We start from the raw sequence: 25,711 nt of genomic DNA, 5'->3' as shown, positions 1-25,711 counted from the left end.
GTCGAAAGGTCCTTCTTCTGCAAGTGGGTTCGGAACGGGCGGAGCGGGGGACCGCTCAGGAACGGACCTTGGCGGTCGCTTCCGCCAGGATGTTCAGCCCGAACTCGAGTTCGTCGTCGGTGATGGTCAGCGGCGGCAGCAGCTTGACGACCTCGTCCGACGGACCGGAGGTCTCGGCGAGCAGACCCTCTTCGAAGGCCAGGGCGCAAACCTTGTCGGCGTCCTCCGGCTTGTCGAAGACCAGGCCCTGGACCAGGCCGCGGCCGCGGGTCGAGACGCCGTCGAACATGTCCGACAGGTTCATGAAGGTCTGGCGGATGCGCTCGCCCTTGCGCAGGGTGTCGCGCTCGAGCTTGTCGTCGGCCCAGTAGTGCTCGAGGGCGGCAGCCGCCGTCACGAAAGCCGGGTTGTTGCCGCGGAAGGTGCCGTTGTGCTCGCCCGGGCCCCACACGTCGAGCTCACGCTTGAACAGGGTGAGCGCCAGCGGCATTCCGTATCCGCCGATCGACTTCGACAGGGTCACGATGTCGGGCGTGATGCCGGCGATCTCGAACGAGAAGAACGGGCCGGTGCGGCCGCAGCCCATCTGCACGTCGTCGACGATCAGCAGGATGTCGCGTTCCTTGCACAGGTCGGCCAGAGCGCGAAGCCACTCGGGGCGAGCAACATTCACGCCGCCTTCACCCTGCACGGTCTCGACGATGACCGCGGCCGGACGGTTCAGGCCGCTGCCCGCGTCGTCGAGGACGCGCGAGAACCACTGGAAGTCCTCGGTGACGCCGTTGAAGTAGTTGTCGAACGGCATCGGCGTGGCGTGGACGAGGGGGATACCCGCGCCGGCGCGCTTCATCGAGTTACCGGTCACCGACAGCGCACCCAGGGTCATGCCGTGGAAAGCGTTGGTGAAGTTGATGATCGACTCGCGACCGGTCACCTTGCGGGCGAGTTTGAGCGCCGCCTCGACGGCGTTCGTGCCGGTCGGGCCGGGGAACTGGACCTTGTAGTCCAGGCCGCGCGGCGCGAGCACGTGCGACTCGAAGGTCTCGAGCAGCTTGCGCTTGGCGACGGTGTACATGTCGAGGCCGTGGGTGACGCCGTCGCTCATGATGTAGTCGACCAGGGCCGACTTGAGCACCGGGTTGTTGTGGCCGTAGTTCAGGGCTCCGGCGCCGGCGAAGAAGTCGAGGTAGTCCTTGCCGTCCTCGCTGCGCAGCCAGGATCCCGATGCCTTGTCGAAAACGGCGGGCCAGCCGCGGCTGTAACTCCGGACCTCGGATTCGAGGTGCGAGAAAATCGCAGTATCGGGCTTACCGGTGGTCTCGGGCTTGTTTTCCAGGATGGTCATGTCGTGGTCCTCCTGTGATTATTCGAGAATTATGAAGATGTCGTGCGCACACGCGCTGCGGTCATTCGCCGATGGTGTAGAGATCCTCGGCCAGATGTGAATCGGGGAAATCGTCGGGCGCGAACAACTCGGTGCGAGTGATATGCGTTCCGCGGCGACGTGCGAGAGCGGTGAACATTGCGATCGACGCTTCGTTGTCGGGGCTCACCGTCGTTTCCAGACGGGTCACGCCGAGCGGCTCGAGTCGGTCGAGCAGAGCGTCGAGCATACGGCCGGCCACTCCACGTCCACGCTGGTCTGCGTCGACTGCCACCTGCCAGACGAACAGGGTGTTCGGGGAGTCGGGGCGGCGGTAGCCGGTCACGAATCCCACGGGGCGATCGGTGTCATCCGTTGCGACGACCGATGTGTCGGCGAAATCGCGACACCACAACACATATGCGTAACCGGAATTGACGTCGAGAACCTGCGAATCACGCGCGATCTGCCAGAGTCGTCTACCGTCGGCGATACGCGGACGCCGGAATTCGATTGCAGCCGGCTCACTACCGGACTCGGTGGCGGCCACCTCCGAAGAGGTGGTCGCGGTGTTCGATTCAGCCGAGTCGGGGGTCGGGGTACTTCTTTCCTTGACGGGCCTCATATGTCCTTTCAACCTAACAACTTCCGGTGTCGAGATCACGCCCGTGTCCGGAATCGGGATCGGAACCCTGTGGTCCGTGCAGGTCGAGCGCATGTTGTGATGCCGGTCACAAACATGTTACGTCGGTCCTCCTCGTGGCGATTACTTCGGGCTCGCGAGTGCGTACGGCAACACCGCGTCGGCTCCCGCGGCGACGAGAGTTCTCGCCGCCATCGTGAACGTCCAGCCGGTGTCGGTCACCGCATCGACGAGAAGGATCGGACCACTCGACCCGAGGTTGTCGGGTCGCTCCCACGCATCGATCAGTGCGGCGACCCGATATGCCGAGTTCGCTGCCGTCGGCTCCGTATTCCCGCTTCGGCGTCGCAATACACCTAGATCTCGTAATCGTCCGATTTGTGCCAATCGGAACGCGAGTGACTCGACGAGCAGGGGATGTGTGGGGGAGTCCATGGCCATGACGGCGGTGGGCCGCTCCTCCCAGTCCCACGCGGCGAGCACCGCGATCGACGCGTCGACCACCGCCTTCGGCACTTCGCGGTCCGGTCCGTCGAGCAGTTCGCGCAGTCGCGGTCCCCATCCCAGATCCGACAGCCTGCCCAGCACTCGCCCGGGGTGCGGACCGTCCGTGATCCGGCCCGACAGCGGGATCCCGAGGGTCGACATTCCCGTGGGCCACTGCCGGCGCGGCGGCAGATCCACACCGGGGCGTTCGAGCCGGGCGCGGGTGCGGGCGACCTCGTCGTCGCCGACGGACGTCTCCCACCGGGAGCCGATGCAGTTGTCGCACCGGCCGCAGCCGGGGCCTCCGGCGGTGTGATCGCAGCCGGGGCCTCCGGCGGTGTGATCGCAGCCGGGGGTCCGGGTGTCGAGATCGGGGTCGTCGAGCTGACGGCGGAGGAAGACCATGCGGCATTCGGTGGTGCGTTCGTATTCGAGCATCGCCTCCTGTTCCGCGGCGCGCGCCTCCTCGAGCCGCCCGTAGCGCTCCTCGTCGTACATCCAGGGCTGCCCGGTGGCGATCCAGCCACCCTTGACCCTCTTCACCGCTCCGTCGACGTCGAGGACCTTGAGGACCATCTCCAGGCGGGAGCGCGTGAGGTCGACCCGCGGTTCGAGCGCGGGTGTCGATACCGGCCGTTCGGTATCGAGCGCCGCGATCACGCGTCGTACGAGTGCCTCGTCCGGGAAGGCGACCGAGGCGAACCACTGCCAGATCCGGCGGTCCTCCGGGCCGGGGAGCAGAACCACCTCGGCGCGTTCGGTGGAGCGACCCGCACGCCCGACCTGCTGGTAATAGGAGATCGGGGACGAGGGAGCGCCGAGGTGCACCACGAAGCCGAGGTCGGGCTTGTCGAAGCCCATGCCGAGTGCCGAGGTCGCGACGAGCGCCTTGACCTTGTTGTCGAGGAGATCGGCCTCGAGCTGTTCACGTTCGGTCGGTTCGGTCTGACCGGTGTATGCCGCCACTGCATAGCCGTGGTCGGTGAGCAGCGCCGCGAGGTCGCGGGCGGCGGAGACCGTCAGCGCGTACACGATGCCCGAGCCCGGCAGATCCTTCAGATGCTGCGCGAGCCACGCCGCGCGTCGTGCCGGTTCGTCGATCCGCACCACCGATAGGTGCAGCGACGGACGGTCGAGACCGCCGCGCAGTACGAGCGTGCCGCCGGAACCGGCACTGCTGCTTCCACCGAGGTCGCTGCTCCCGCCGACACCGAGCTGGGCGGCGATGTCGGCGACCACCCGGTCGTTGGCGGTCGCGGTCGTCGCCAGGACCGGGATGTCGTCGCCGAGTTCGGCGACGAGGGTGCGGATGCGGCGGTAGTCGGGCCGAAAGTCGTGACCCCAGTCCGACACGCAGTGCGCCTCGTCGACGACCACCAGTCCGGCGTCGCGGGCGAGGGAGGGCAACACCTGGTCGCGGAAGTCGGGGTTGTTGAGGCGTTCGGGGCTGACGAGGAGGACGTCGACCTCGCCCGCCGCGATCCGCTCGTGGATCGCCGCCCATTCCGTCACGTTGCCGGAGTTGATGGTCGCGGCGTGGACGCCCGCCCGCTCGGCGGCCGCGACCTGGTTGCGCATCAGGGCGAGCAGCGGCGAGACGATCACCGTGGGACCGCGACCCTGCCGCCGCAGCAGCTTGGCGGAGATGAAGTAGACGGCCGATTTCCCCCAGCCCGTGCGTTGGACGACGAGAGCGCGGCGACGGTGCACCACCAGCGCCTCGATCGCGACCCATTGGTCGTCGCGGAGCCGGGCATCGGGGCCCGCCAGCTCGCGGAGAAGGTGCTCGGCATCGTCGCGCAACAGGTCGGTGGAGTTCGTCATGCTGCAATCGTGCCCGACAGCGTTCCGTCACGGCGGCGGTGAACGGTTCTCCGGGGGCGGCGAACGGTACTGATGCGGCGGCGAACGGGGATACCGTAGAGATGGCGACGGAGTGGCTCTCGCGGAAGGTGGAGGCACCCAGTGTCAGTCCGCGTGGCGGAAATCATCATGTAAAATCTTGCGAAACAACAACTTCCGATTACATCGATCTTGGAGTGCGACTCGTGACACTCTGTGTCCGAATTGGTGACGGCGATCGCCGGTCCGGCCCGAGTGTGATGAGCGGATCATCCGCGCCGCTATGGTCGTCGTCATGTACGCAGCCCTTTCATCCCCCGCAGCACCGTCTGTGGAGTCGGTCGTCGTGACCCCGGCCGAGGCTCGGGTACGTCATGAGACCTACCGCAAGAAGATCGTGTCGGCTCAGGACGCCGTCCAGTGGATCCGCCCCGGCGACACGGTCGCCATCAGCGGCTTCGCCAGCGCAGGTACCCCGAAGGCCGTGACCCCGGCGCTCGCCGAACACATCCGGCGCACGCGGGCGACCGGCGGCGACTTCCGGATCAACCTGCTCACCGGAGCGTCGGTGGCCTCCGACACCGAGCGCATGCTCGCCGACGTCGACGGAATCGCGCTGCGTATGCCGTACCAGGCAGAGCCCACCGCCCGAGGGCGGATCAACGAAGGCCGGATGGACTACGTCGACATACACCTGTCGCACGTCGCCCAGCAGGTCTGGGAGGGCTACTACGGACACATCGACGTCGCCGTCGTCGAGATCTCCGGCATCACGGAGACGGGCGAGCTGATCCCCGCCACGTCCATCGGTAACAACAAGACCTGGCTCGACGTCGCCGAGAAGGTGATCCTCGAGGTCAACTCGTGGATCCCCGCCGCCATGGACGGCGTGCACGACGTCTACTACGGCACCGCGCTTCCCCCGAACCGTCGTCCGATCGACCTCACCGACGTCGAGGACCGCATCGGCCAGCCCTACTTCCGGATCGATCCGGAACGCGTCGTCGCGGTCGTCGAGACCGACCGTCCCGACAGCGCCACCGCGCTCACGGCGCCCGACGCCACCAGCCGGGCCATCGCCGACCACGTCCTCGACTTCTTCGCGCACGAGGTCGCCGCGGGACGGCTGCCCGCCGACACGCTGCTTCCGCTGCAGTCGGGTGTCGGCAACGTCGCCAACGCCGTTCTCGCCGGTCTCGACAGCGGACCGTACCGGGGGCTGACCTGCTACTCGGAGGTCATCCAGGACGGCATGCTCGACCTCGTCAAACACGGCACCGTCCGGTTCGCCTCGGCGACTTCCCTCGCACTGTCCGAAGCGGGGCTGAACGACTTCGTCGAGAACATCGACTTCTACCGCGACCACATCATGTTGCGGCCGCAGGAGATCAGCAACCACCCCGAGATCGTCCGCCGACTCGGCATCATCGCCATGAACGGCATGCTCGAAGCCGACGTGTACGGCAACGTCAACTCCACCCACGTGATGGGCACCCGCATCATGAACGGCATCGGTGGCTCCGGCGACTTCGCGCGCAACGGCTACCTGTCGATGTTCCTGAGCCCGTCGACGGCCCGCGACGGCGCGATCTCGTCGATCGTCCCGATGGTGCCGCACGTCGACCACACCGAGCACGACGTGCAGGTCATCGTGACCGAACAGGGTCTCGCCGATCTGCGCGCACTGTCCCCCCGCCGTCGGTCGCGGGTCGTCGTGGAGCGCTGCGCGCATCCCGACTACCGCGCCGAACTGCTCGACTACATCGAGCGCGCAGAAGCCACCCCCGGAGCAGGTCACACCCCGCACCTGCTCGGTGAGGCGTTCTCCTTCCACGAGCGCTACCAGCGCACGGGGACCATGCACGCGTCCTGATCGACGCGGCGACGAACACGGTCGGCCCCGGCACCACATCACGGTGCCGGGGCCGACCTTTCTCGTCCGTCCGGCTCAGCGGATCGGCGCCGGATCGATCTCCTGCTGCGGGAGCGCCGCGGAGATCGTCGCCGTGATGTCCTGCAGCGGGGTCGGCCCGGATCCGTCGGGCACGGTCAAGGCCACGTAGACCGGACGGTCGACGGCGAACCACGTACTCGCCGGGATGCCCTGCTCGGCGCCCGACACCTCGAACCACTGCACGTCGTCGATCACCTGCAGCGCCGCCGCTCGGTCGAACTGGTCGGGCCGGTCGAGACCGCAACGCAGGACGACCTCCTCGCCGTCGTCCGACTGCCAGGCCGCAGCACCCACCGGTGCCGGATCGGCCAGTTCGGCGCGCGTGTAGTCGCCGAGCTCCTCCGGCAGCGCGTCGAGCAACTGCGAGCAGGATTCGGATTCCGCCTCCGGAGCGGGCACGGGACCGAGACCCACGGGTGTATTCACCGGTGACTGCGACACGATCACGGCCGCCACCACCACTCCGACCAGCAGGGCGACGGGCAGTGCGATCGCCGTGGCGATCAGAGCGGGACTGCGTCGCATCCCGTCCGATCCGGGTGCCTCGACGGCGACGTCGTCGGAAGGTTCGCGATCGGAAGCAGAGGTGTCGTTCATCGTGTCCAGCATCCGGGCTCGGGGACAGGGGGCGGTAGCGTGATCGAACGTAGCAGGGCACGTGCCGGCTCTCTCCCACCGCCGACCGAGAAAGAGGCGACCGTCACCGTGACGAACCCGAGCGGACCCACCGTCGCCGACATCGGCGAATTCCCCGTGATCGAGCGCGCGGTGAGAGCACGGCGGCAACCCGACAGCACACTCGTCGGGCCGGGCCACGACGCAGCGGTCGTGACAGCATCCGACGGGCGCATCGCGATCTCGACCGACATGCTGGTCGAAGGACGTCACTTCCGGTTCGACTGGTCGAGCCCGGAAGAGGTCGGACGCAAGGCGGTCGCCCAGAACGGAGCCGATGTCGCCGCGGTCGGCGCCCGCCCCACGGCCTTCGTCGTCGGCCTCGGTTGTCCGCCCGAGACTCCCGTCGCCGTGCTCGACGGCATCTCGGCGGGCATCGGGGAGGCTGCGGAGGAGATCGGCGCCGGAGTCGTGGGAGGCGATCTCGTGCAAGCGGGTCAGGTGATCGTCTCGGTCACCGTGCTCGGCGAACTCGACGGACGGCCACCGCTGCTCCGCTCCACCGCCCGCCCCGGCGACGTCGTCGCCCTCGCCGGTCGCACCGGACGCTCCGCGGCGGGTCTGGCCCTGCTGCTGTCCGGCAACCGGGACTTCCCCGAACTCGTCGCGGCGCATCGTGTGCCCACTCCGCCCTACGCCGCAGGTCCTGCAGCGGCCGCAGCAGGCGCCCACGCATGCACCGACATCTCCGACGGTCTCGTCGCCGATCTCGAGCACATCTGCACGGCTTCGGAGGTCGCGATCGACCTCGACTCCGGTGCGCTCGCTCCCGACACGCAACTCCGCGAGACCGGTCGGGTGCTGGCGGCCGACCCGTGGGAATGGATCCTCACCGGCGGCGAGGACCATGCCCTCGCAGCGTGCTTCCCTCGCGAGGTCGCACTGCCGGACGGATGGCGGCCGATCGGCGTGGTCCTGGAAGGCTTCGGCGTCACCGTCGACGGGCAGCGCCGCGACGGATCCGGAGGCTGGGAGAGCTTTGCGGCGGGCGCTGGTCACTAGGGCGACCACTTCGGGTGGGGTTCGCTCGAGATAGGTTCTGCAGTCATGGCTGTCTACGCACTCGGCGAGCGTGTCCCCGATATCCATCCCGACGCGTGGGTTCACCCCGACGCGGTCGTGATCGGCAACGTCACCCTCGGTGCCGGTGTCTCCGTGTGGCCCTCGGCGGTGCTGCGCGGGGACTACGGCACGATCACCGTGGGGGAGAAGACCAACATCCAGGACGGCACGATCATCCACTGCACCGCGATCGATGCCACCGTCATCGGCGCGCGGTGCGTCGTCGGGCACAACGCGCACATCGAGGGCTCCACGATCGGTGACGGCGCGCTGATCGGCTCGGGTTCGCTCGTCCTCAACGGATCAGTCATCGGCGCCGGGGCGCAGGTCGCCGCCGGCGCCCTGATCCCACCGCGCTTCGAACTTCCGCCCCGCCGCATGGCGATGGGCATCCCCGCGAAGGTCCGCGAGGGCTACGAGATCCCCGAGAACGAATTCGACCCCAACGCCGAGATGTATGCGGCGAACGCCGCCTACTACCGGACCGCTCTCCGCCGCATCGACCAGGAGTGACAGGTGGCCGACACCGTCGACACACAGTCCGCGGACGGGGGAGCGGACGAGCCCCGTGCCGGTCGGCCCCTGTCCGAACTCGTCGACCCGGGCTGGGCGCGAGCACTCGAACCCGTCACAGGTGACATCACCGCGATGGGGCAGTTCCTCCGCGCCGAACTCGCCGCGGGCCGCAGTTACCTGCCGTCCGGTCCGAACGTGCTGCGTGCCTTCACACAGCCGTTCGAGTCCGTCCGCGTCCTGATCGTCGGGCAGGATCCCTATCCCACTCCGGGTCACGCTGTGGGACTGAGCTTCTCGGTGGCTCCGGCCGTCCGGCCGATCCCGCGCAGTCTCGCCAACATCTACCGCGAGTACACCGACGATCTCGGTCTGCCGCAGCCCTCCACGGGCGACCTGTCGCCGTGGACCGAGCACGGTGTCCTGTTGCTCAACCGGGTCCTCACCGTCGCGCCGGGCCAGCCGGCCTCGCATCGCGGCAAGGGCTGGGAGGCCGTCACCGAGCAGGCGATCCGCGCGCTGGTCGCGCGCGGTACCCCGCTCGTCGCGATCCTGTGGGGCCGCGACGCGGCGACCCTCGAACCCATGCTCGGTGGTGTGCCCACCGTGAAGTCGGCGCACCCGTCCCCGCTGTCGGCCTCACGCGGGTTCTTCGGGTCGCGTCCGTTCAGCCGCGCGAACGCCCTGCTCGTCGAGCAGGGCGGCGAACCGGTGGACTGGCGACTGCCCTGACCACCGATCCGCCGCCCGGATGTCAGGCGCGGGCCGAATCCCAGTCCGGACGCCGCTTGGCGACGAAGGCGTCGACACCCTCGATACCCGTGGGCGTCGTCGCGGCCGCGGAGATCGAGGCGGCTTCGGCATCGAGGTGGTCGGACAGCGATCGTCCGGCCGAGCCCGCCACGAGCGAGCGGATGGCGGCGTAGGACTGCGTGGGGCCGTGCGCGAGGGTTCGTGCGAGTCGCAACCCTTCGCTCTGGATCTCGCCGTCGGCGACGAGCCGGCTGAGCAGACCCAGGCGCACGGCTTCGTCGGCGCCGATCACGGCGTCGGTCATGATGATCTCCCGTGCCCGCGACGGGCCGACGATCCGCGGCAGGGTCCACGACATGCCGCCGTCGGGGGAGAAGCCGATCGACGGGTACGCGGCGCGCATCTTCGTGCCGGGGCCGGCGAGCGCGATGTCGGCGAGCAGCGCCAGGCTCATGCCGGCGCCGGCGGCCCAGCCGTGCACGGCGGCGACGACCGGCACGGCCGCCTTCTCCAGTGCGCGCACGAAGTCATGGAAGAGGTTCGCGATCTCGAGCAGGTGGGCGCCACGGTCCTCGGCCGCGGCGAATCCGTGGACGTTGCCGCCCGCGCAGAAGTTCGCACCCTCACCGACGAGCAGCACGGCGCCGATCTCCGGGCCTGCCGCACGCAGGGCTGCGATACCCTGCTCCATCCCTGCGGGGGACAGGGAGGTGCCGTGCTCGGAGGTCGCCACGGCGATCCGCAGGACGCGGTCCTCCACGCTCACCAGTGAACGGAGAGAGTCGCTGTCGGGGAAGGAAACTTGGTTCTCGGTCATTCCCGCACGATATCCGGCCGCAGGATCGAACGGCGAAGGCCCCCTGCGCAATCAGCGCAGGGGGCCTTCGCGACGACTCGACCGGGAATCAGCCGCGGACGACCTTGCCGGCCTTGAGGCAGGAGGTGCACACGTTCATCTTGCGGGTGTTGCCCGGTGCAACCTGAGCGCGCACGCTCTGGATGTTCGGGTTCCAGCGACGGTTGGTACGCCGGTGCGAGTGCGAGACCGACTTCCCGAAGCCGGGGCCCTTGGCGCATACGTCGCAGACGGCAGCCATGTCGCGAACTCCTTGTGTCTAGTGGATAGATCTTCTGTCTGTTGTTTCGCCTTGCGAACACGGGGAACGAGCCGCCCGTGCGAGGCAACCCGGCAAGCTTAGCGAACTCGAGGGCGGTTGGCCAAACCGGACGGTGCGACGACTCGCGGCTAACCTGTTCGCCAGGGCTCGGCACCGTGCGCAACGGTACCGATCGCAGAGGTGGACGATGCCCGCAGGACGAGGCGAAGGGGGTGGAATCGTTGCTCGGAGCCGAGGACACGGTGGACGGGCGGGCGCTGCGCCGGTGGGTCGAGTTCGGTGTGGAAGCGCTCGAACAGCGCCGAGCGGAGATCAACTCGCTCAACGTCTTCCCGGTGCCCGACGGGGACACCGGAAACAATCTGCTGATCACCCTGCAGGCCGCGGCGGCCCGGATCGGCGGGCCCGTGGACGGCGCGCTCACCGCATCCGACGTCGCCGAAGGGCTCGCGCGTGGTGCTTTCGCCGGGGCGCGGGGCAATTCCGGGATCATCCTGGCACAGGCACTGCGCGGTCTCGCCGACGCGATCGCGGGACTGACGACGGTCGGCGCCCGGGACCTCGCCGCCGCCTTCTCCAACGCCGCGACGCTCGTGACCGGAGCGCTCAGCGCACCCGCGAAGGGCACCATCGTCAGCGTCCTCGAAGCTGCGGCCGAGGGCGCGACCCGCGTCGCCTCGGAGACGGATGCGACCGTGTGCGATGTCGCCGTCGCGAGTGCCGACGCCGCCGCCGACGCGCTGCAGCGCACCACCACCCAGCTCGACGTCCTCGCCGAGGCAGGGGTCGTCGACGCCGGCGGCCTCGGCCTGCTCGTGCTGCTCGACTGCCTGGTGGAGGTCACCACCGGAATACGGCCCGATCGCCGGATGGTGCTCGCCGGCACCTCGCGGCCTGTCGTCGAACCCGAGATCGTCGACGAACGTCACGACAGCGACCAGCAGGAGTACGAAGTGATGTATCTCGTCGGGAATTCCGACGACGCGCGCATGGATGCCTTGAGGTCCTCCCTCGACGCGCTCGGCGACTCGGTCGCGATCGTTTCCGGGGGATCGGGGTGCTGGTCCGTTCACGTGCACTGCTGCGAGCCCGGAGCTGCCGTGGAGGCCGGTCTCGCGGCGGGTTCGCTGAGCCGCATCGACATCACGTGCTTCGCGCTCGAGTCCGCGCGTCGCGGGTGCGGCGACGGTCCCGTGGCGCTGGGCACGGCTCCCGCCCGGGTCCGTGCCGAGTCGGCGGAGGAACAGTCCCGGGCGGTCCTCGCAGTGGTGGGCGGCGAGGGCGCGGCCGAACTGTTCGAGGCGGAGGGTGCCCGGGTGCTGCGGGCCGAGGAGATCTCAGCCCCGGACGAACTGCTCGAGGCGATCCGGGCACTGCCGAGCCGGGACGTCCTGGTGCTGCCCAACGGTGCGCTCTCCGCGCAGGACGTCGTCGCCGTGGGCGCCCGGGCGCGGCGGGACGACCGTGACGTGATGTTCCTGCCGTCCTCCTCCGTCGTCCAGGGGCTGGCCTCGTTGGCCGTGCACGATCCGATGCGCGCGACGGTCGACGACGCCTTCGCGATGTCGGAGGCGGCGTCGTGCGTGCGCTGGGGATCGCTGCGGTACGCGAACGAACGCGCGCTGACCTGGGTCGGAACGTGCGAGCCCGGCGACAGTCTCGGACTGGCCGGCCATGATGTCGTAGTGATCGAGCATGATCTGGTGACAGCGGGAGCGTCGCTGCTCGACAGGATTCTCGCCGCGGGCGGCGAGCTCGTGACGATGCTGGTCGGCGCCGACGCCCCCGACGGACTCGTCGAGCAACTGGCCGCCCACCTCGATCGCCGTCACCCGGAGATCGACGTGGTGGTCTACCAGGGCGGTCAGCGCGGCGACCTGCTGCAGCTCGGCGTCGAGTAGCCGGTGCGCCGCGAGGCCACCGCAGGAGTAGCGGAAGGGACGGCAGTGGCGACACTCGCGGACCGGCTCGATCATGTCCTCGGCCGCAAGACGGCGGACGCCTTGCACGACGCGTTCGGGATGACCACCGTCGAGGATCTACTGAGGCACTATCCGCACCGCTACGCCACCCAGGGCGCCGAACTCGGCGAGAGCCAGCCCGCGGAGGGCCAGCACATCACGATCATCGCGCGGGTCGAGTCGGCGCAGGAGGTGCCGATGAAATCCCGCGCCGGCAAACGCCTCGCGGTGCGGTTGCGCTCCGATCGCCACAGCATCGACGTCACCTTCTTCAACCCGCACCGGGTCAAGCACAACATCAAGCCCGGCGTGCGCGCGATGTTCTCCGGCACCGTGAAGTACTTCCGCGACAAGTGGAGCCTGACCCATCCGAGCTATCTCGTGCTGCCCGAACCGCGCGACGCCGAGGACCTGGTCTCGGCGACCCCCGCGCGGGTGCGGGGCGCCGGCGCCCTGGCGGGTCTCGCCCGCACCGCGCAGGACGGATCGGGAGTCGACATGTCGGTCTTCGACCGCGCGCTGATCCCGATGTACCGCGCGACCCGCGAGGTCGAGTCGTGGACCGTCATGCGCTGCGTGCGGCAGGTGCTCGACCAGCTCGACCACGTCGACGATCCGCTGCCCGAGTGGGTGCGCGACGAGCACGGCTTCGTGGGCCTCGACGAGGCGCTCCGCTCGATCCACCTGCCCGACACGAAGCAGGAGATCGACCGGGCACGCGACCGTCTGCGGTTCGACGAGGCCGCCGCGGTGCAGCTCGTGCTCGCCGGACGCCGGCACGACGTCGAGGTGCGGTCGGCGCCGTCCTGCCCGCGCCGCGAGGGCGGGATCGCCGACGAGTTCGACCGGCGGCTGCCCTTCGAACTGACGGCCGGGCAGCTCTCGGTGGCCGACGAGATCGCGGCCGATCTCGCACGCGAACACCCCATGAACCGGCTGCTCCAGGGCGAGGTCGGTTCCGGCAAGACCATCGTGGCGCTACGGGCGATGCTGCAGGTGATCGACTCCGGTCGGCAGTGCGCGTTGCTCGCACCCACCGAGGTGCTCGCGGCGCAGCACGCGCGCTCGCTCACGAAGATGCTGGGCGATCTCGCCGCGGCGGGCGAACTCGGCGCTCACGAACTCGCGACCCGCGTGACCCTGCTGACCGGCTCGATGGGGGTCGCACGCAAGCGGGCCGCGCTCAACGAGGCGGTGACGGGCGATGCCGGCATCGTCATCGGCACGCACGCGCTGATCGAGGACACGGTGCAGTTCTTCGACCTCGGCCTGGTGGTGATCGACGAGCAGCACCGCTTCGGTGTCGAACAGCGCGACGCACTGCGCTCGCGGGGTCGCGACGGCGCGTCCCCGCACGTGCTGGTGATGACCGCAACACCCATCCCGCGCACCATCGCGATGACGGTGCTCGGCGACCTCGAGGTCTCGACCCTGCGCGAACTCCCCAGAGGACGGTCGCCGATCGTCAGCCGCGTGGTGCCGGCGAAGGTGCATCCGAAGTGGGTCGACCGCGCGTGGGAACGCATCCGCGAGGAGGTCGCCGAGGGGCGGCAGGCCTACGTGGTGTGTTCCCGCATCGGCGACGGCGATTCCGACGACGACGCGCTCTTCGATCCGGACGGGCCCGAGCCGTCGGGATCGGGGAAGGGCAAGCAGGCCCCGCCCGAAACCGTCTCTGTGCTCGAGCAGTTCGAGTTCCTCACTTCCGGTCCGCTGCGGGATCTGAGGGTGGGGCTGCTGCACGGTCGCCTCCCCGGCGACGAGAAGGACGCGGTGATGCAGGCCTTCAACGCCGCGGAGCTCGACGTGCTCGTGTGCACGACCGTCGTCGAGGTCGGTGTCGACGTGCCGAACGCGACCGTGATGGTGATCGTCGATGCCGACCGGTTCGGTGTCAGCCAGTTGCACCAGCTGCGGGGTCGCGTCGGTCGTGGCGGCCATCAGGGCCTGTGCCTGCTCGTGACCGACGCGAAGCCCGCGACCCCGACGATGATGCGGCTCGAGGCCGTCGCCGGCACCACCGACGGTTTCGAACTCGCCCAGCTCGACCTGCAGTTGCGCCGGGAGGGTGACGTCCTCGGCGTCGCCCAGTCCGGCACCGTGTCGACGCTGCGGTTACTCTCGCTCGTCGACGACGCCGACGTCATCGAGGCGGCTCGCGACTTCTCCCGGACGGTGACGGAGAAGGATCCTGGCCTCGAACACCACCCGGGGCTCGCAAGCATGGTGCGGGCCGCGCTCGACGCCGAGCGCGTCGCCTATCTCGACAAGTCCTGAGTTACGTTCCGTACACCGTGCCGCAGAACCCGCGGTGAGGTTTCGGTGGCCGTGCCCGGCATGTTGACGCCGTGTTACGACGGGGCCGACTGCATCGTTCCAGTCGTGCCATCCGGGCGCCTTGTCCCACGATGTGGAACGCGCGTCGAAGGCGGCATGTTACGTCGCGGTACCGTCGACCAATGTTCTCGAAAGTGCTTGTCGCCAACCGTGGCGAGATCGCGATCCGCGCATTCCGTGCCGCCTACGAACTGGGCGCCGGGACGGTCGCGGTGTTCCCGTACGAAGACCGGAACTCCCTGCACCGGTTGAAGGCCGACGAGGCCTATCAGATCGGTGAGGAGGGGCACCCGGTCCGCGCATATCTGTCGGTCGAGAAGATCGTCGAAGCGGCCGTGTCGGCCGGTGCCGACGCGATCTACCCCGGCTACGGCTTCCTCTCCGAGAATCCGGACCTCGCCGCGGCGTGCGCCGAAGCGGGCATCACCTTCGTCGGTCCGTCGGCGGAGATCCTCGAACTGACGGGCAACAAGGCCCGCGCGATCGCCTCGGCGAAGGCCGCCGGCCTCCCGGTGCTGGCGTCGTCGGAGCCGTCGTCGGACGTCGACGAGCTGGTCGCCGCCTCGGAAACGATGAACTTCCCGGTCTTCGTCAAGGCTGTCGCCGGCGGTGGCGGACGCGGCATGCGCCGGGTCGCCGAGCCCTCCCAACTGCGCGAGGCCATCGAAGCCGCCTCCCGCGAGGCCGACGCGGCCTTCGGTGATCCCACCGTCTTCCTGGAGCAGGCCGTGGTCAACCCGCGGCACATCGAGGTGCAGATCCTCGCCGACAAGCACGGCAACGTCATCCACCTGTACGAGCGCGACTGCTCGGTGCAGCGCCGCCACCAGAAGGTCATCGAGCTCGCCCCCGCCCCGAATCTCGATCCCGAGCTTCGCGACCGCATCTGCGCCGACGCCGTCGCCTTCGCCAAGGAGATCGGCTACCAGTGCGCGGGCACCGTCGAGTTCCTCGTCGACGAACGCGGCAACCACGTGTTCATCGAGATGAACCCGCGTATCCAGGTCGAGCACACGGTCACCGAGGAGATCACCGACGTCGACCTCGTGCAGTCCCAGCTGCGCATCGCCGCAGGCGAGTCGCTCGAGGAACTGGGCCTGTCGCAGGAGGGCATCACCATCCGCGGCGCGGCGCTGCAGTGCCGCATCACCACCGAGGACCCGGCCAACGGGTTCCGTCCGGACACCGGCCGCATCACCGGCTACCGCACTCCGGGCGGTGCCGGTATCCGTCTCGACGGCGGCACCTCGGTCGGCGCGGAGATCTCCGCCCACTTCGACTCGATGCTCGTCAAGCTCACCTGCCGCGGCCGCAACTTCGAGACCGCCGTCGCCCCCGCGAGCCGCGCGGTCGCCGAGTTCCGTATCCGCGGTGTCGCCACGAACATCCCGTTCCTGCAGGCGGTGCTCGACGACGAGGACTTCCGCGGCTGCAACGTCAACACCTCGTTCATCGAGGAGCGCCCGCACCTGCTGACTCTGCGCTCGTCCGCCGACCGCGGCACCAAGATCCTGCGGTACCTCGCCGACGTGACGGTGAACAAGCCGCACGGCGAGCGCACCACGACGGTCTACCCGCACGACAAGCTGCCCGCGATCGACCTGAACGCCGAGCCGCCGGCCGGTTCGCGTCAGCGTCTGCTCGAGCTCGGACCCGAGGGCTTCGCCCGTGCGCTGCGTGACCAGAAGGCGATCGGCGTCACCGACACCACCTTCCGCGACGCCCACCAGTCGCTGCTCGCGACCCGCGTGCGCAGCAAGGACCTGCTGACGGTGGCCGGGCACGTGGCCCGGATGACGCCGCAACTGCTGTCGATCGAGGCGTGGGGCGGCGCGACCTACGACGTCGCACTGCGCTTCCTGCACGAGGATCCGTGGGAGCGGCTCGCGGCGCTGCGCGAGGCGATCCCGAACATCAACCTGCAGATGCTGCTGCGCGGACGCAACACCGTCGGCTACACCCCCTACCCGGAGGCCGTCACCCGCGCCTTCGTGCAGGAGGCCACCGACACCGGCATCGACATCTTCCGTATCTTCGACGCGCTGAACAACGTCGACCAGATGCGTCCGGCAATCGACGCGGTGCGCGAGACCGGCACCACCCTCGCCGAGGTCGCGATGTCCTACACCGGCGACCTGTCGAACCCGAACGAGTCGATCTACACGCTCGACTACTACCTGCGTCTGGCCGAGGAGATCGTCGAGGCCGGTGCGCACGTCCTGGCCATCAAGGACATGGCGGGTCTGCTGCGCGCCCCGGCCGCCGCGACGCTCGTGTCGGCGCTGCGGAGCAACTTCGATCTGCCGGTGCACGTGCACACACACGATACCCCGGGCGGTCAGCTCGCCACCTACCTTGCGGCCTGGCACGCCGGTGCCGACGCCGTCGACGGTGCGTCCGCGGCGCTGGCCGGTACGACGAGCCAGCCCGCCCTGTCGGCGATCGTCGCCGCCGCGGCGAACAGCGAGTTCGACACCGGTCTCGACCTGCAGGCCGTGTGCGATCTCGAGCCGTACTGGGAGGCGCTGCGCAAGGTGTACGCACCGTTCGAGTCGGGGCTGCCCGCACCGACCGGCCGCGTCTACACCCACGAGATCCCCGGCGGTCAGCTGTCGAACCTGCGCCAGCAGGCCATCGCGCTGGGCCTCGGCGACCGATTCGAAGAAGTCGAGGCCGCCTACGCCGGCGCCGACCGCCTCCTGGGCCGCCTGATCAAGGTCACGCCGTCGAGCAAGGTCGTCGGCGACCTCGCGCTGCACCTCGTGGGCGCGGGCGTCTCGGTCGACGACTTCGCCGCCGAGCCCGGCAAGTACGACATCCCCGATTCGGTGATCGGCTTCCTGCGCGGCGATCTCGGGACCCCGGCCGGCGGCTGGCCCGAGCCCTTCCGCAGCAAGGCGCTGTCGGGCCGCGCCGAGCCCAAGCCGATCACCCCGCTCGCGCCGGAGGAGGAGAAGGCCCTCGGCGGTTCGTCCGACGAGCGTCGCCGCATGCTCAACCGCCTGCTCTTCCCGGGCCCCGCGAAGGAGTTCGAGCAGCATCGCGAGACCTACGGCGACACCACCGAGCTGTCGGCCAACCAGTTCTTCTACGGTCTGCGGCACGGCGACGAGCACCGGGTGCGCCTGGACAAGGGTGTGGAACTGCTCATCGGCCTCGAGGCGATCTCCGATGCCGACGAGAAGGGCTACCGCACGGTCATGTGCATCCTCAACGGGCAGCTGCGCCCGGTGTCGGTGCGCGACCGCTCGGTGGCCGCGGAGACCCCTGCCGCGGAGAAGGCCGACCGCAACCATCCCGGTCACGTCGCGGCGCCGTTCGCCGGCATGGTCACCCTCGTCGTGTCCGAGGGCGACAGCGTCTCGGCGGGCGACACCGTCGCCACGATCGAGGCCATGAAGATGGAGGCCGCGATCACCGCGCCGCGCGGCGGACGCATCACGCGGGTCGCGATCGGACCGGTGCAACAGGTCGAAGGTGGCGACCTGCTCGTCGAGGTGTCCACGGGAGACAGCGCCGAGTGACACGGATCGTCGCCGGCCGGGCCGGGGGGCGGCGCCTGAAGGTGCCGCCCCGCGGAACCCGGCCCACCTCCGAACGGGTGCGCGAAGCCCTGTTCAGTTCGCTCGACGCACGCATGGACATCGACGGGGCCGCCGTCCTCGACCTCTACGCGGGGTCGGGGGCGCTCGGCCTCGAGGCGCTGTCCCGCGGCGCCGAGCACGCGATGCTCGTCGAGTCCGACGCGAAGGCGGCGGGCGTGATCCGCGAGAACATCGCGACGGTCGGACTGTCCGGTGCGGTGCGGCGCACCGCACCGGTATCCGCCGTGCTCGCGGGCACCCCCGACCGCGTCTACGACCTCGTCCTGGCCGACCCGCCCTACGCCGTGACCGAGGAGGCCGTCACCGGCGTGCTCGGGACGCTGGTGTCCGGAGGCTGGGTCGAGGACGGCTCGATCGTCGTGGTCGAACGGTCGTCGCGATCACCGGAAACGGTGTGGCCGCAGGGATTCGAGGTCGGCAGGTCGAAGCGCTACGGCGAGACCAGAGTGGAAATCGCCACCTGCTACGGTGCTGGGTCATGAGCCGCGCGGTCTGCCCAGGATCCTTCGACCCGGTCACCAACGGACACCTCGACGTCATCGGCAGGGTCTCGGCCCAGTTCGACGAGGTCGTCGTGACCGTCACGATCAATCCCAACAAGCAGGGGATGTTCACGATCGACGAACGCCTCGAGATGCTCACCGAGGCCACGTCGCACCTGCCGAACGTCACGGTCGACGCCTGGCAGGGCCTGCTCGTCGACTACGCCCGCGAGCGGGGGATCACCGCGATCGTCAAGGGTCTGCGCGGCGCCAACGACTTCGACTACGAGCTGCAGATGGCGCAGATGAACCACAAGCTCACCGGCGTCGACACGCTGTTCGTCGCCACCAACCCGGTCTACAGCTACCTGTCGAGCTCGCTCGTCAAGGAGGTCGCGACCTACGGTGGCGACGTCTCCGAGATGCTGCCGGGCTCCGTGCACGATCGTCTGCTCACGCGCCTGGCCGAGCGGGCCGCCGCGAAATAGACCGGACCCTCCGCACGGCCTGTGACGGCCGTATCCCGACACACCGAGCGCAGGGCACACGAGCGTGCCCTGCGCTGCGGCAGACTGGACGGCGGCGCGGCCGCACCGGTCGTGTCGAGCGAGTGATTGGGGTTGGGCGTGTACCGGGTATTCGAGGCACTCGACGAGCTGGTCGCAATCGTCGAAGAGGCACGTAGCGTTCCGATGACGGCGAGCTGCGTGGTACCGCGCGGCGATGTCCTCGAATTGCTCGACGACGTGCGCGATGCGTTGCCGCCCGAACTCGACGACGCGCAGGACGTCCTCGATCACCGTGACAAGCTGATCAACGACGCGCGGGCTCAGGCCGACAAGACGGTCGGGGACGCCGACGAGGAGGCACGCACCCTCCTCGAGGACGCGCGCGCCGACGCCGACCGCATGCTCGCGGACGCGAAGGCCCAAGCGGACCGGATGGTCAAGGAGGCCCGCGCCCACGCCGAGGAACTGGTGCGCGATGCGCAGGCCGAGGCCGACGATCTCGTCGCCGAGGGCAACAAGCAGTACGAGAGCGTGACCGGGCGTGCCCGCGTCGAGGCCGACCGTCTGGTCGAGTCCGGGCAGGCGTCCTACGAGCGTTCCGTGGCCGAGGGCGAGGCCGAGAAGGCACGTCTGGTGTCGCAGACCGAGGTCGTGCAGGCCGCACACGCCGAGTCGGCGCGTGTCATCGATTCGGCCCACGCCGAGTCCGACCGTCTCCGGACGGAGTGCGACGAGTACATCGACGGCAAGCTGGGAGAGTTCGAGGAACTGCTCGGCACCACGCTGCGGTCCGTCGGCCGCGGCCGGCAGCAGCTGCGGCTGTCGGGTGCTCCCGACTTCGCGGAGGCCGACCACCGGGCGAGCCGTCGCCGCTGACCCGCGGGATTTTCGCTCCTGCCGCCCATCCCGTATCATGGAGCGGTTGCCCTATCACGACCGAGTCGTGTCCTGCGTCGTCCGAAGAAGGTGAGTTCCCCGTGTCCACCCGTGATTCCAGCACGTCCCGTTCCGGCCGGGACTCGGGGCTGGTGTTCGACACGCTCTCCCTGGGCCGCCGGCCCGGTTCGATGCGTACGGTCGAGCGGAAGGTGCCGTCACCCTCGCGCATCGGGCTCGATCTGATCGCGATCGAGGAAGGCTCCGAGATCGATCTCGATCTCCGCCTGGAGTCGGTGTCCGAGGGCGTCCTGGTCACCGGTAGTGTTCGTGTCGACGCCCTCGGTGAGTGCTCTCGATGCCTCGAGTCGTTCACCGAGCCGGTGGACGTGTACCTCACCGAGCTGTTCGCCTACCCGAACAGCGTCACTGAGCAGACCACCGAGGACGACGAGGTGTACCGCGTCGAGAACGATCTGATCGATCTCGAACCGGTCCTCGTGAACGCGGTTGGTCTGGAACTTCCGCTGCAGCCGTTGTGTAGTGACGACTGTGCGGGATTGTGCCCCGAATGCGGCATTCGCCTGGCGATTGCAGAATCCGGGCACCGTCATGAGACAATGGATCCTCGCTGGGCTGGGTTGGCAGCCAAGTTCGGCGCGGGCTCCGAAGAACCCAGCAGTCAAATCGACAGCTCGAACAACGAGGAGAAGTAGACGTGGCCGTCCCCAAGCGCAGAATGTCGCGTTCCAACACCCGGTCGCGGCGCAGCCAGTGGAACACCACTGCGCCGACGCTCGTCACCTGCCCGAACCGGGGTTGCGGAGAGAAGAAGCTGCCCCACGTGGCGTGCCCGTCGTGCGGCACCTACAACGGCCGTCAGGTGACCGCGCCCGTCTAATCGGTATTCACGTGACGAGCAAGTCCTCCGAAACAGCTACCGAGGGCGGCGAAGAGAGCCACGAGTCTCTCCTCGCCGCCCTCGGCGTGCCTCTGGACGCAGAACTCCTGTCCTTGGCGCTCACCCACCGCTCGTACGCCTACGAGAACGGCGGATTGCCCACCAACGAACGTCTCGAGTTCCTCGGCGATGCCGTCCTCGGGCTCGCGGTGACCGAAAAGCTCTACCTCACCCACCCGGACAAGTCCGAGGGCGAACTCGCCAAGATCCGCGCGAGCGTTGTCAACATGCACGCGCTCGCCGAGGTGGCGCGCGGCCTCGGAGAAGGCGGGCTCGGAGTGCATCTCCTGCTCGGCAAGGGCGAGGAACTGACGGGCGGACGCGACAAGGCCAGCATCCTGGCCGACGGAATGGAATCGCTCCTCGGCGCCGTCCATCTCGCGCACGGCATCGACGTCGCGCGCGAAGTGGTTCTGCGCCTGTTCGCCGCACTGCTCGAACGCGGCCCGCGCCTCGGTGCCGGTCTGGACTGGAAGACGAGTCTGCAGGAACTCACCGCCGAGCGCGGTCTCGGTGTTCCCGCCTACGAGATCACCGCCACCGGTCCGGATCACGACAAGGAATTCACCGCCACCGCCCTCATCGGTGGCAATCCCTACGGCACCGGTGTCGGACGCACCAAGAAGGAAGCCGAGCAGAAGGCCGCGTCGGCCGCATGGAACGCGCTGACCGAGGGCACTGCTACCGAGACCGGTGATGCCGGGGCTCCCGACCAGCAGTCCGGATCCGCCGACACGCCCACCGAGGACAACTGACCGCAGGTGCCCGAACTTCCCGAGGTCGAGGTGGTCCGTCGCGGACTCGACGCGCACGTCGTCGGCGCGACTGTGGACTCGGTGCAGGTGCTGCATCCGCGTGCCGTCCGACGGCACGAGCCCGGCCCGCGCGATCTCGCACTGCAGGTGACCGGTCAGAAGGTCGCTTCGGTCGAGCGCCGCGGCAAGTACATGTGGCTCGTGCTCGAACCGGCCGATCTGGCTCTCGTGGTGCATCTGGGGATGAGCGGGCAGATGCTCGTGCAGCCTCCGACCGTGCCGGACGAGAAGCATCTGCGTATCCGCGCCGTCCTCGACAACGGTGCCGATCTGCGTTTCGTCGACCAGCGCACCTTCGGAGGCTGGGCCCTGGCCCCGCTCGTGGAGGTGGACGGTGATCGTCTGCCGCTGCCGGTCGCGCACATCGCCCGCGACCCGATGGATCCCCGGTTCGACCCGGATGCTGTCGTGGCCGTGCTGCGCACCAAGCACACCGAGATCAAGCGTGCGCTGCTCGACCAGACCGTCGTCTCCGGCATCGGCAACATCTACGCCGACGAAGCGCTGTGGCGCGCAAGGATTCACGGCAACCGGCCCACCGACGCGCTGTCGCGTCCGAAGCTCCGGTCGGCTCTCGATGCGGCCACCGAGGTGATGGCGGAGGCCCTCGGGCAGGGTGGTACGTCGTTCGACGCCCTGTACGTCAACGTCAACGGGGAGTCCGGCTACTTCGAGCGTTCCCTGAACGTCTACGGACGCGAGAACGAGCCGTGCCGACGCTGCGGCGCGCCGATCCGCCGCGAGAAGTTCATGAACCGCTCGTCGTACAGCTGCCCGAAGTGTCAGCCACGACCGCGAACGACCCGGTAGCGCACGCGCATACCGGGCCGTTCGGAAAGGTGGTGGTTCAGATGTCGAAGAAGACCGTCTCGGCGCCACCGTCCGGAGTGTCCTGCAGCCGGATGTCGATCGTGTAGACGGTGCGTCCGTCGCGCTCGGAACGCGACGCGATCAGGGTGTTGCGCCGCACCTCCCATTCGATGCCCTTCAGGACGGGATCCTCGGCGTTGAGCCCGGCCTCGTCCTCGAAGTAGACCCGCGTGTGCAGCCCGAGGTTGATTCCGCGCGCGAAGATCACCAGCAGGATGTGGGGTGCCGAGACGGAGCCGTCGGGGTTGGTGACGGCCCCGGGCTTGATCGTCTCGATCGTGAACACGCCCGTCTCGAAGTCGCCGCCGGTGCGTCCCCAGCCGCGGAAGTTCGGATCGAGATCCTTGTCCTGTGCGTCGTCCGGATGTGCGTACCGGCCGTGCGCGTTCGCCTGCCAGCTCTCGAGCAGGGCGTCGCGCACCGGGGTGCCGGTGCCGTCGATGACGCGGCCCTCCAACACGATTCGCTCGCCCTCGGTCTCGTCGGTGACGAGGACGTTGCCGAAGTTGTTGTCGAAGATGTCGAAGCCGGCCTGCTGCGGCGCGAGCCCGATGTGGACGTACGGGCCGCCGGTCTGCGAGGGCGTTTCCGGGAAACGCGTGACCATCGCGCGGGGGAGCAGCGGGGGCACGGGCCGGTAGGGATCGGTGGGCAGGCTCATCGCGGGGCTCCCGGGAGGTCGGTGTTCTCGAAGAAGGTGGCGCGGCGACCGCGCAGGGTGATGTCCCAGCGGTAGGCGCGGGCGTCGAACGGCGCGTTGGAGGCGGGGTCCTCCTGGGCGATCAGGCTGCGGAGCTGATCCACGGTCGGGATCGTCCGCGCGATCGGGCACTTCTCGATGAGCGGGTCGCCCTCGAAGTACAGCTGGGTGATCAGGCGCTGGGCCCACCCACGGCCGAGGATCGACACGTGGATGTGCGCCGGGCGCCAGGCGTTGCGGCTGTTGCCCCACGGATATGCGCCGGGTTTGATCGTCCGGAACTGGTAGTAGCCGTTCGCGTCCGTGAGCATCCGCCCGCAACCGCCGAAGTTCGGATCGATGGGAGCGAGATAGGTGTCCTTCTTGTGGCGGTACCGGCCACCGGCGTTGGCCTGCCACACCTCGACGAGTGCGCCCTCGACCGGATTGCCGAACTCGTCCTTGACGAAGCCGTGGACGATGATGCGCTCACCGATCGGCAGGCCGTCCTTCGAGAAGTTCAGGATCAGGTCGTTGTCGAGGGCGCCGAGCTCGTCGCTGCGGAAGACAGGTCCGGTGATCTCCGACAGGGTCGGCTTCGGCGTGATGAGCGCGTTGCGCGGTGCGCGCAGCACCGACGTGCGGTAGCCGGGGGTGAGCGCGGGTGGGTGCAGTGTGTGGTCGCGCTCGACGTATTCGCCGGTGGACATGCGATCTCCGATCTCTGAGCTGTGGACACAACCATAAGGTGAATAAAAACTCATGTAAATTGACAAAACGGCAGTTGATTCATAACTTTCAGTAATGCAATCCGCGTTCGGTCCGTCCTCGTCCGTCCCGGAGCAGGTGCGACGCATCCGCCTCCGGCACCTGAGATGTTTCGTCACCGTCGCGCGCGAGGGTCAGGTCGGTCGGGCCGCCGAGCTGTTGCAGCTGAGTCAGCCGGCCGTCACGAAGACACTCAACGAGCTCGAGGTGCTCGCCGGAGCGAAACTCCTCGACCGCGGCCGACACGGTGCGCGCCTCACCGCGGCGGGTCACCGCTTCCTGCGATACGCGCAGGACGTCACCACCTCACTGGACGCAGCTGTGGCCGCACTGGCGGGAGCGGCCGAACCCGCCCGCGAGCCGCTGCGGATCGGGGCCCTACCCACCGTGGCCGGGTACGTACTCCCCGAAGCTCTGGCGGAGCTGCGCCGCGTGCGCGCCGATCTGGACATCCGGATCCGCACCGACCCCAATGCCGTCCTGCTGTCGGCGCTCGCCGCCGGCGCCCTCGACGTCGTCCTCGGGCGCATGGCCGAACCGTCCCGGATGGTGGGGCTGTCGTTCGAGCTCCTGTACGCCGAGACGCTGATCCTCGTCGTCCGGCCCGGCCACCCCCTCGCCGGGCGTTCCGTCTCCGTCGCCGACACGCTCGAACACCCCCTGGTGGTCGCGACCAGCGGAACCGTACCGCGCCACGCGACCGAGGCATTGTTCGAACGTCACGGCCTGCGACTGCCGGTCGGGCTGATCGAGACACTCGACCTCGCCGTGGCACGCGGGGTGGTGCGGCGCAGCGACGCCGTGTGGATCACCACCGAACGCGCGGCCCGGGACGACCTCGCCGACGGCGTGGTCCGGCGCCTGGACCTACCCACCGCGGGCACCGTCGAACCGGTCGGAGTGCTGCGACGCAGTGCCGACGCGTCGTCCGCCGAGGTCGAGGACTTCGTGACCATCCTGCGCGACATCCCGGTCGACGGGACATGGCAGGATTTCCTCCATGGCTGACCAGACTTCCGACCTTCCCACCACCGAGCTGTGGGTCGAGCGCACCGGCACGCGCCGTTACACCGGACGCAGCTCCCGCGGCGCCGAGGTGCTCATCGGCTCGGAGAGCGTCGAGGGCGTCTTCGCCCCGGGCGAGCTGCTCAAGATCGCGCTCGCCGCGTGCTCCGGCATGGCTTCGGACTTCCCGCTGTCCCGCCGGCTCGGCGACGACTACGACGCGACGATCCGCGTCTCCGGTGCCGCCGACCGCGAGAACGAGGTCTACCCGCACCTCGAGGAGGAGATGGTCCTCGACCTGTCGGAGCTCGACGCAGACGCACGGGACCGCCTCATCGCCCTCGTCGAACGCTCCGTCGACAAGGTGTGCACGGTGGGCCGCACCCTCGAGGCGGGCACCGAGGTCTCGCTGACGATCACCCCCGAGGACTGAT

Annotated in this window: 24 protein-coding genes; 16 read left to right on the top strand and 8 right to left on the bottom strand. The window is 68.9% G+C overall.

The features are described from left to right. Positions 1-55 precede the first annotated feature (55 nt). The 3 genes from ectB to A5767_RS12220 form a co-directional block, all read right to left on the bottom strand. Positions 56-1,345, bottom strand: a complete 1,290-nt coding sequence (ectB, locus tag A5767_RS12235) for a diaminobutyrate--2-oxoglutarate transaminase (RefSeq protein WP_039586920.1) — start codon at positions 1,343-1,345, stop codon at positions 56-58. 61 nt (positions 1,346-1,406) lie between these two features. Then, positions 1,407-1,913 (bottom strand): diaminobutyrate acetyltransferase, encoded by a 507-nt coding sequence (gene ectA / locus A5767_RS12230; RefSeq protein ID WP_006551193.1) that lies wholly within the window; start codon positions 1,911-1,913, stop codon positions 1,407-1,409. A gap of 216 nt (positions 1,914-2,129) precedes the next feature. After that, entirely contained in the window at positions 2,130-4,316 is a 2,187-nt protein-coding gene (locus A5767_RS12220; RefSeq protein WP_064852402.1) for a RecQ family ATP-dependent DNA helicase, read from the bottom strand. Between the two features lie 349 nt (positions 4,317-4,665). On the opposite strand from A5767_RS12220, the gene A5767_RS12215 reads away from it, so the two are divergent. Next, positions 4,666-6,207: an acetyl-CoA hydrolase/transferase family protein gene (locus A5767_RS12215; protein ID WP_033096702.1), complete on the top strand. Its 1,542-nt coding sequence runs from the start codon at positions 4,666-4,668 to the stop codon at positions 6,205-6,207. 75 nt (positions 6,208-6,282) lie between these two features. Here the strand turns inward: A5767_RS12215 and A5767_RS12210 are convergent, their stop codons facing one another. Continuing rightward, positions 6,283-6,897 carry a DUF3515 domain-containing protein gene (locus A5767_RS12210; protein ID WP_039586923.1) on the bottom strand — a complete coding sequence of 205 codons (615 nt, stop codon included), beginning with the start codon at positions 6,895-6,897 and terminating at the stop codon, positions 6,283-6,285. A gap of 96 nt (positions 6,898-6,993) precedes the next feature. Here A5767_RS12210 and A5767_RS12205 point away from each other — a divergent pair, with 96 nt between their 5' ends. The 3 genes from A5767_RS12205 to A5767_RS12195 are packed head-to-tail and all read left to right on the top strand — an operon-like array spanning position 6,994 to position 9,270. Continuing rightward, the gene (locus A5767_RS12205; RefSeq protein WP_024100609.1) at positions 6,994-7,965 is read left to right on the top strand and encodes a thiamine-phosphate kinase; all 972 of its coding nucleotides are present in this window, start codon (positions 6,994-6,996) and stop codon (positions 7,963-7,965) included. A 45-nt stretch (positions 7,966-8,010) separates the two neighbouring features. After that, on the top strand, positions 8,011-8,538 hold the full coding sequence (locus A5767_RS12200; protein ID WP_064852401.1) for a gamma carbonic anhydrase family protein: 528 nt from the start codon (positions 8,011-8,013) through the stop codon (positions 8,536-8,538). A 3-nt stretch (positions 8,539-8,541) separates the two neighbouring features. Further along, a complete protein-coding gene (locus A5767_RS12195; protein WP_024100611.1) occupies positions 8,542-9,270 on the top strand; it encodes a uracil-DNA glycosylase in 729 nt (242 codons plus the stop codon). 22 nt (positions 9,271-9,292) lie between these two features. On the opposite strand, the gene A5767_RS12190 is transcribed toward A5767_RS12195, so the two are convergent. Next, positions 9,293-10,108: an enoyl-CoA hydratase/isomerase family protein gene (locus A5767_RS12190; RefSeq protein ID WP_006551200.1), complete on the bottom strand. Its 816-nt coding sequence runs from the start codon at positions 10,106-10,108 to the stop codon at positions 9,293-9,295. Between the two features lie 88 nt (positions 10,109-10,196). Next, the gene (gene rpmB, locus A5767_RS12185; RefSeq protein WP_006551201.1) at positions 10,197-10,388 is read right to left on the bottom strand and encodes a 50S ribosomal protein L28; all 192 of its coding nucleotides are present in this window, start codon (positions 10,386-10,388) and stop codon (positions 10,197-10,199) included. 233 nt (positions 10,389-10,621) lie between these two features. Between rpmB and A5767_RS12180 the strand changes: the two genes are divergently transcribed. From A5767_RS12180 to mutM, 10 genes are all read left to right on the top strand, one after another. After that, a complete protein-coding gene (locus tag A5767_RS12180) occupies positions 10,622-12,310 on the top strand; it encodes a DAK2 domain-containing protein (RefSeq protein WP_033096480.1) in 1,689 nt (562 codons plus the stop codon). Positions 12,311-12,355: 45 nt separating this feature from the next. Further along, complete coding sequence (recG, locus tag A5767_RS12175; protein ID WP_033096481.1) at positions 12,356-14,647, top strand: ATP-dependent DNA helicase RecG; 2,292 nt, start codon at positions 12,356-12,358, stop codon at positions 14,645-14,647. A 182-nt stretch (positions 14,648-14,829) separates the two neighbouring features. Further along, positions 14,830-18,231, top strand: a complete 3,402-nt coding sequence (locus tag A5767_RS12170; protein WP_064852400.1) for a pyruvate carboxylase — start codon at positions 14,830-14,832, stop codon at positions 18,229-18,231. Next, positions 18,228-18,794 (top strand): 16S rRNA (guanine(966)-N(2))-methyltransferase RsmD, encoded by a 567-nt coding sequence (gene rsmD / locus A5767_RS12165; RefSeq protein ID WP_064852399.1) that lies wholly within the window; start codon positions 18,228-18,230, stop codon positions 18,792-18,794. The genes A5767_RS12170 and rsmD overlap by 4 nt, the downstream gene beginning before the upstream one ends. After that, positions 18,791-19,282 (top strand): pantetheine-phosphate adenylyltransferase, encoded by a 492-nt coding sequence (gene coaD, locus A5767_RS12160; RefSeq protein WP_006551205.1) that lies wholly within the window; start codon positions 18,791-18,793, stop codon positions 19,280-19,282. Before rsmD ends, coaD begins: the two co-directional genes overlap by 4 nt. A gap of 138 nt (positions 19,283-19,420) precedes the next feature. Further along, positions 19,421-20,179 carry a DivIVA domain-containing protein gene (locus A5767_RS12155; protein WP_006551206.1) on the top strand — a complete coding sequence of 253 codons (759 nt, stop codon included), beginning with the start codon at positions 19,421-19,423 and terminating at the stop codon, positions 20,177-20,179. Positions 20,180-20,280: 101 nt separating this feature from the next. After that, positions 20,281-20,895, top strand: a complete 615-nt coding sequence (locus tag A5767_RS12150) for a YceD family protein (protein ID WP_006551207.1) — start codon at positions 20,281-20,283, stop codon at positions 20,893-20,895. A 2-nt stretch (positions 20,896-20,897) separates the two neighbouring features. Next, a complete protein-coding gene (rpmF, locus tag A5767_RS12145; RefSeq protein WP_006551208.1) occupies positions 20,898-21,080 on the top strand; it encodes a 50S ribosomal protein L32 in 183 nt (60 codons plus the stop codon). Between the two features lie 11 nt (positions 21,081-21,091). After that, on the top strand, positions 21,092-21,895 hold the full coding sequence (rnc, locus tag A5767_RS12140) for a ribonuclease III (RefSeq protein WP_064852398.1): 804 nt from the start codon (positions 21,092-21,094) through the stop codon (positions 21,893-21,895). Positions 21,896-21,901: 6 nt separating this feature from the next. Then, complete coding sequence (mutM, locus tag A5767_RS12135) at positions 21,902-22,765, top strand: bifunctional DNA-formamidopyrimidine glycosylase/DNA-(apurinic or apyrimidinic site) lyase (protein WP_006551210.1); 864 nt, start codon at positions 21,902-21,904, stop codon at positions 22,763-22,765. Positions 22,766-22,802: 37 nt separating this feature from the next. Here the strand turns inward: mutM and pcaG are convergent, their stop codons facing one another. Beyond that, on the bottom strand, positions 22,803-23,486 hold the full coding sequence (gene pcaG, locus A5767_RS12130) for a protocatechuate 3,4-dioxygenase subunit alpha (protein WP_006551211.1): 684 nt from the start codon (positions 23,484-23,486) through the stop codon (positions 22,803-22,805). Next, positions 23,483-24,214: a protocatechuate 3,4-dioxygenase subunit beta gene (pcaH, locus tag A5767_RS12125; protein ID WP_006551212.1), complete on the bottom strand. Its 732-nt coding sequence runs from the start codon at positions 24,212-24,214 to the stop codon at positions 23,483-23,485. Before pcaH ends, pcaG begins: the two co-directional genes overlap by 4 nt. Before the next feature lie 94 nt (positions 24,215-24,308). On the opposite strand from pcaH, the gene A5767_RS12120 reads away from it, so the two are divergent. Together A5767_RS12120 and A5767_RS12115 are read left to right on the top strand one after the other, a co-directional pair. Then, a complete protein-coding gene (locus A5767_RS12120) occupies positions 24,309-25,280 on the top strand; it encodes a LysR substrate-binding domain-containing protein (RefSeq protein WP_006551213.1) in 972 nt (323 codons plus the stop codon). Next, positions 25,273-25,710: an OsmC family protein gene (locus A5767_RS12115; protein WP_064852397.1), complete on the top strand. Its 438-nt coding sequence runs from the start codon at positions 25,273-25,275 to the stop codon at positions 25,708-25,710. The genes A5767_RS12120 and A5767_RS12115 overlap by 8 nt, the downstream gene beginning before the upstream one ends. Position 25,711 lies beyond the last annotated feature (1 nt).

Source organism: Rhodococcus sp. 852002-51564_SCH6189132-a, from assembly GCF_001665495.1.
Taxonomy (GTDB): Bacteria; Actinomycetota; Actinomycetes; order Mycobacteriales; family Mycobacteriaceae; genus Rhodococcus; species Rhodococcus pyridinivorans.
Note: the sequence above shows the minus strand (reverse complement) of the source record. Positions and strands in the feature narration are given on the sequence as shown.

Bases quoted from the DNA above. Each gene is read 5' to 3' on its own strand.
- A5767_RS12115 (WP_064852397.1), top strand. From the start codon at position 25,273: ATGGCTGACCAGACTTCCGACCTTCCCACCACCGAGCTGTGGGTCGAG.
- A5767_RS12200 (WP_064852401.1), top strand. From the start codon at position 8,011: ATGGCTGTCTACGCACTCGGCGAGCGTGTCCCCGATATCCATCCCGAC.
- A5767_RS12120 (WP_006551213.1), top strand. From the start codon at position 24,309: ATGCAATCCGCGTTCGGTCCGTCCTCGTCCGTCCCGGAGCAGGTGCGA.
- ectB (WP_039586920.1), bottom strand. From the start codon at position 1,345: ATGACCATCCTGGAAAACAAGCCCGAGACCACCGGTAAGCCCGATACT.
- A5767_RS12220 (WP_064852402.1), bottom strand. From the start codon at position 4,316: ATGACGAACTCCACCGACCTGTTGCGCGACGATGCCGAGCACCTTCTC.
- coaD (WP_006551205.1), top strand. From the start codon at position 18,791: ATGAGCCGCGCGGTCTGCCCAGGATCCTTCGACCCGGTCACCAACGGA.
- A5767_RS12170 (WP_064852400.1), top strand. From the start codon at position 14,830: ATGTTCTCGAAAGTGCTTGTCGCCAACCGTGGCGAGATCGCGATCCGC.
- pcaG (WP_006551211.1), bottom strand. From the start codon at position 23,486: ATGAGCCTGCCCACCGATCCCTACCGGCCCGTGCCCCCGCTGCTCCCC.
- A5767_RS12210 (WP_039586923.1), bottom strand. From the start codon at position 6,897: ATGCTGGACACGATGAACGACACCTCTGCTTCCGATCGCGAACCTTCC.
- A5767_RS12190 (WP_006551200.1), bottom strand. From the start codon at position 10,108: ATGACCGAGAACCAAGTTTCCTTCCCCGACAGCGACTCTCTCCGTTCA.
- rpmB (WP_006551201.1), bottom strand. From the start codon at position 10,388: ATGGCTGCCGTCTGCGACGTATGCGCCAAGGGCCCCGGCTTCGGGAAG.
- pcaH (WP_006551212.1), bottom strand. From the start codon at position 24,214: ATGTCCACCGGCGAATACGTCGAGCGCGACCACACACTGCACCCACCC.